This is a genomic window from Geminicoccus flavidas (genome assembly GCF_009806515.1).
GTDB classification, from domain to species: Bacteria; Pseudomonadota; Alphaproteobacteria; order Geminicoccales; family Geminicoccaceae; genus Geminicoccus; species Geminicoccus flavidus.
The window spans coordinates 1-3,613 of the sequence record NZ_WUJP01000519.1 but is presented as its reverse complement, the minus strand read 5'-3'; the positions used below and the strand labels follow the sequence as shown (position 1 = coordinate 3,613).

At 65.9% G+C, this 3,613-nt stretch carries 4 protein-coding genes; 2 read left to right on the top strand and 2 right to left on the bottom strand.

All coding sequences use genetic code 11. The features are described from left to right. Nucleotides 1–1,102 (top strand): ABCB family ABC transporter ATP-binding protein/permease (locus EQG76_RS14640; RefSeq protein ID WP_159714753.1); only part of this gene is annotated, 1,102 nt, incomplete at its 5' end. Nucleotides 1,103–1,119: 17 nt separating this feature from the next. On the opposite strand, the gene EQG76_RS14635 is transcribed toward EQG76_RS14640, so the two are convergent. Beyond that, complete coding sequence (locus EQG76_RS14635; RefSeq protein ID WP_159714751.1) at nucleotides 1,120–1,449, bottom strand: hypothetical protein; 330 nt, start codon at nucleotides 1,447–1,449, stop codon at nucleotides 1,120–1,122. Nucleotides 1,450–1,503: 54 nt separating this feature from the next. On the opposite strand from EQG76_RS14635, the gene EQG76_RS14630 reads away from it, so the two are divergent. After that, nucleotides 1,504–3,000: a hypothetical protein gene (locus tag EQG76_RS14630; RefSeq protein WP_159714749.1), complete on the top strand. Its 1,497-nt coding sequence runs from the start codon at nucleotides 1,504–1,506 to the stop codon at nucleotides 2,998–3,000. Between the two features lie 50 nt (nucleotides 3,001–3,050). Here EQG76_RS14630 and EQG76_RS14625 read toward each other — a convergent pair whose 3' ends face one another. Continuing rightward, the gene (locus EQG76_RS14625) at nucleotides 3,051–3,584 is read right to left on the bottom strand and encodes a CHRD domain-containing protein (protein ID WP_159714747.1); all 534 of its coding nucleotides are present in this window, start codon (nucleotides 3,582–3,584) and stop codon (nucleotides 3,051–3,053) included. Between the last annotated feature and the right edge of the window lie 29 nt (nucleotides 3,585–3,613).

Sequence of the window (3,613 nt, the reverse complement as noted above, 5' to 3'; positions counted from 1 at the left end):
GCACGAGACCCGGCGCCTGGACCAGGCGATGGCGCAGTACGAGGAGGCCGCCGTCCGCTCGCAGACCTCGCTCTCGCTCCTGAACACCGGCCAGGCCGCCATCATCGCCGTCGGCGTGACCGTGCTGATGGGCCTGTCCGCGGCACGGGTGGTGGCGGGTGAGGCCACGGTGGGCGACGTGGTGCTGGTCAACGCCTTCATCCTGCAGCTCTACTTGCCGTTGAACTTCCTGGGCGTGCTTTATCGTGAGCTGCGCCAGTCGCTGATCGACCTGGAGAATCTGGCGGGGCTGTCCGGCCTGAAGCCCGAGGTGGCCGATGCCCCGGACGCGAAGGCGCTGCAGCTTACCGGCGGCGAGGTGCGCTTCGAGCATGTCAGCTTCGCCTACGACCCGCGCCGGCCGATCCTGGACGACCTGTCCTTCACCATCCCGTCTGGGCGCAAGCTGGCGATCGTGGGCCCGTCGGGGGCCGGCAAGTCGACGGTGGTGCGCCTACTGTTCCGCTTCTACGACGTGAGCTCCGGCCAGATCCGGATCGACGGCCAGGACCTGCGCACGCTGCAGCAGCGCTCCCTGCGCCAGGCAATCGGCGTGGTGCCGCAGGACACGGTGCTGTTCAACGATACGATTCGCGCCAACATTGCCTATGCGCGGCCGGATGCCGGCCAGGAGGAGATCGAGGCCGCGGCCCGGACGGCGCAGATACACGACTTCATCCGCCTGCTCCCGGAAGGCTACGACACGGTGGTCGGCGAGCGCGGACTCAAGCTGTCCGGTGGGGAGAAGCAGCGGGTGGCCATGGCGCGGGTCGTGCTGAAGAACCCGCCGATCCTGATTCTGGACGAGGCCACCTCCGCACTCGACAGCCGCACCGAGCAGGCGCTGCAGGCGGAGCTACAGCAGGTTGCGGCCGGACGCACCACGCTGGTGATCGCGCACCGCCTCTCCACCGTGGTGGACGCCGACGAGATCCTCGTCCTGGAGCGGGGCAAGGTGGTGGAACGGGGCGACCACCACCGGCTGCTGGTCCATGGCGGTCTGTATGCACAGATGTGGCGGCGCCAGCACGAGCGTCTGCCGAGCGGCGACCCGGTGGACTGACCGGTGCTGCGACCGGGCTACATGCCCGGCAGTGTCTTGGCGGCAACGTCATCAGAATTTCCGGTAATAATCGCGGGCTTCAACCCTGAAGCCTGCCGCTGCTGCGCGCGGAAAAAGTCAGGATTGGCCCGTGTTTGACGGATCCGCCAAAGCGTCGGAGCAGTTCGAAGAATCTTCCGGAAGATGAATAATAATACATTCATGATCCAGCCGAGGCTCAACATGTTCTCAAAGGCAACGGAATGATCTACGCGACTTCCGGATGAATTGGTGATAAACAACAACAACCTATAGGCGAAAAAGTCTCGACTGGTAGAACTTTCGACATCTTCACGAGCCATGGCCATGGCGAGCCGTCCGCCGACGCTCCGCCCTGGCCTGCTCACGACCGGAGAAGGATCATGATGCGTATTCGCGGAGCGATGGGCATCGCTGCCGTGCTGCTGGCGGTGTCCGCTCCGGCTGCGGGCACGGCGCTGGCCACGGAAGCGGGCCCGATCACCGGCCTGGCCGGTCAGGCGACCCTGGCCGGTGCGGCGAACGACGACGTGCTGGCAAGGCGCCTGGACGATCGGGTGAAACTGCAGCGTACCTCGCACCGGGGCATGGAGTTCGTGCCGATCGCGCGCCCGGGCGGGACTAAGAACGGTAAGGCGAAGCTCGGCATCGACATCGTCAACCAGATCGAACTCGACGGCAACGCGCTGGACAACGTGTTCTCCAGCCTCCTGCCGCTCGACTTCAACAACAACGGCACGGCCGAATTCCTGCACTGGAACGGCCATCGGATCATGCGGCTCTATGGCGGCAAGGGTAACAAGGTCTGGCAGATCACCAACAGCTCCGGCCGCCGCCAGGGCAAGGAGGCCTGGACCCACCGCGACACCGCCGCGATCCTGGACCTGAACGGCGACAAGAAGGAGGACGTCCTCCACTGCTGGCAGTCCGGCTCCACCAAGCTGCTGGTCGCCCGCAACGGCGCCAACGGCAAGGAGATCCGCAAAGTCAGCCTGAGTGGCCAGAGCAACTCCGCGGCCAGCCTGTGCCTGATCTCGGTCTACCGCAAGCAGTCGGACAAGAAGCCGATCGTGATCGTCGCCCAGCATCAGCCGGGCGGCAGTGCCAAGTGCGACAGCAAGAACTATATCGACTACTATACCAGGGTCGCCGCCTACGACACCAACCTGAAGCCGCTCTGGACCACCGACACCTGCCATGCCGGCCATCAGACGGCCGGGGTGGACACCGACGGTGACGGCTACATGGAGTATTTCTTCGCCGGCAAGTATGCGCTCGACTTCAACGGCAAGATCCGCTGCTCGCTGAGCGGCTGGAACAGCAAGGACCATGTCGACGCGATCCGGGTCGGCCGGCTCGATCCCGGCTCCACCCGGTTCACCGCCGTGGCGCTGGGTGCCACCGGCGGCGGCGGCTTCAATGCTGCCGACTGCAAGCGGCTGTGGACCATGCCCAAGGAGATCAAGAACCCGCAGGAGCTGGCGATCGCCCAGCTCGACCCTGCTCCCAAGCCCTTGTCGATCACCGTCACCCAGCGCGGCTCGGACACCACCAAGAGCTACGTGCTCGACAAGGACGGCAAGATCGTCCGCACCATCAGCCACCGCGTCGTGCCGATGCAGAACGCCGAGCTCGACGGCGATACCCGCACCGACGAGCTGGTCTCGATGTTCGGCAACGTGTTCAACGGGGCCGGCAGCAAGATCCTGACGACCAACTGGTACTGGAAGCTCAGGGGCAGCAAGGTGACGGAAGTGACCGCCGCCAACGAATACGAGGCCTGGGCGGCGTTTCCGCTGCTCTATGACGTCGACAATGACGGTCGCGACGAGCTGGTTACCTGGGGCCAGAGCCTGATCGTGGTCGGCCGGCCCCGCTGAATGGAAGACCGCGGGGAGGTCGCCCGCCCCGCGGCCATGCGACGATTGGCTCAGTGATGTCCGTGGCGATGCACGTCGCCGCGGATCTCGCCGGCCGGATACTTGGCCGAGTGCACGTTGACATAGACCGCACCGGCGCGGATCGCGCGGATCAGCTCGCCGATATTGTCCACGCCCTGGCTCGCGGGTCCAGTGGCCTGGCGGATCGTGCCGGACACGCGCCCGGACTTCGGACAGGCGGGCGTGCCAGCCGGCCCATTGCCGAGATTGGTGCACAGGAAGGCGGAGATGCCGCCATTGACCGCCCTGCGCCCGAGATGGATGTGCGCCTGCGTCACGGTGCTCTCGGTGGCACGGTACTCGAGCGTGTACTTGATCGTGCTGCCGTCGATGCGCAGCGTGGCGCTGCCGCGGCCTGGCGTCACCAGGGTCGGCACTTCCTGGAAGCTGTCCAGCTTCACCACGAAGACGTTGCGGTGCCGGTCGCCCCGGCGGTCGCCATCCTTGGCCTGGACCGCATCACCCGCCACGGCGGCAAGACAGAACGCGGCGCACAGCGTGCCCATGAGCTTGGCGCGGATCATTGCAACCTCCCTTTCCGGTAACCGCCTCC

Coding starts and splice junctions, on each gene's coding strand:
- EQG76_RS14635 (WP_159714751.1), bottom strand. CDS start 1,449: ATGGCCATGGCTCGTGAAGATGTCGAAAGTTCTACCAGTCGAGACTTT.
- EQG76_RS14625 (WP_159714747.1), bottom strand. CDS start 3,584: ATGATCCGCGCCAAGCTCATGGGCACGCTGTGCGCCGCGTTCTGTCTT.
- EQG76_RS14630 (WP_159714749.1), top strand. CDS start 1,504: ATGATGCGTATTCGCGGAGCGATGGGCATCGCTGCCGTGCTGCTGGCG.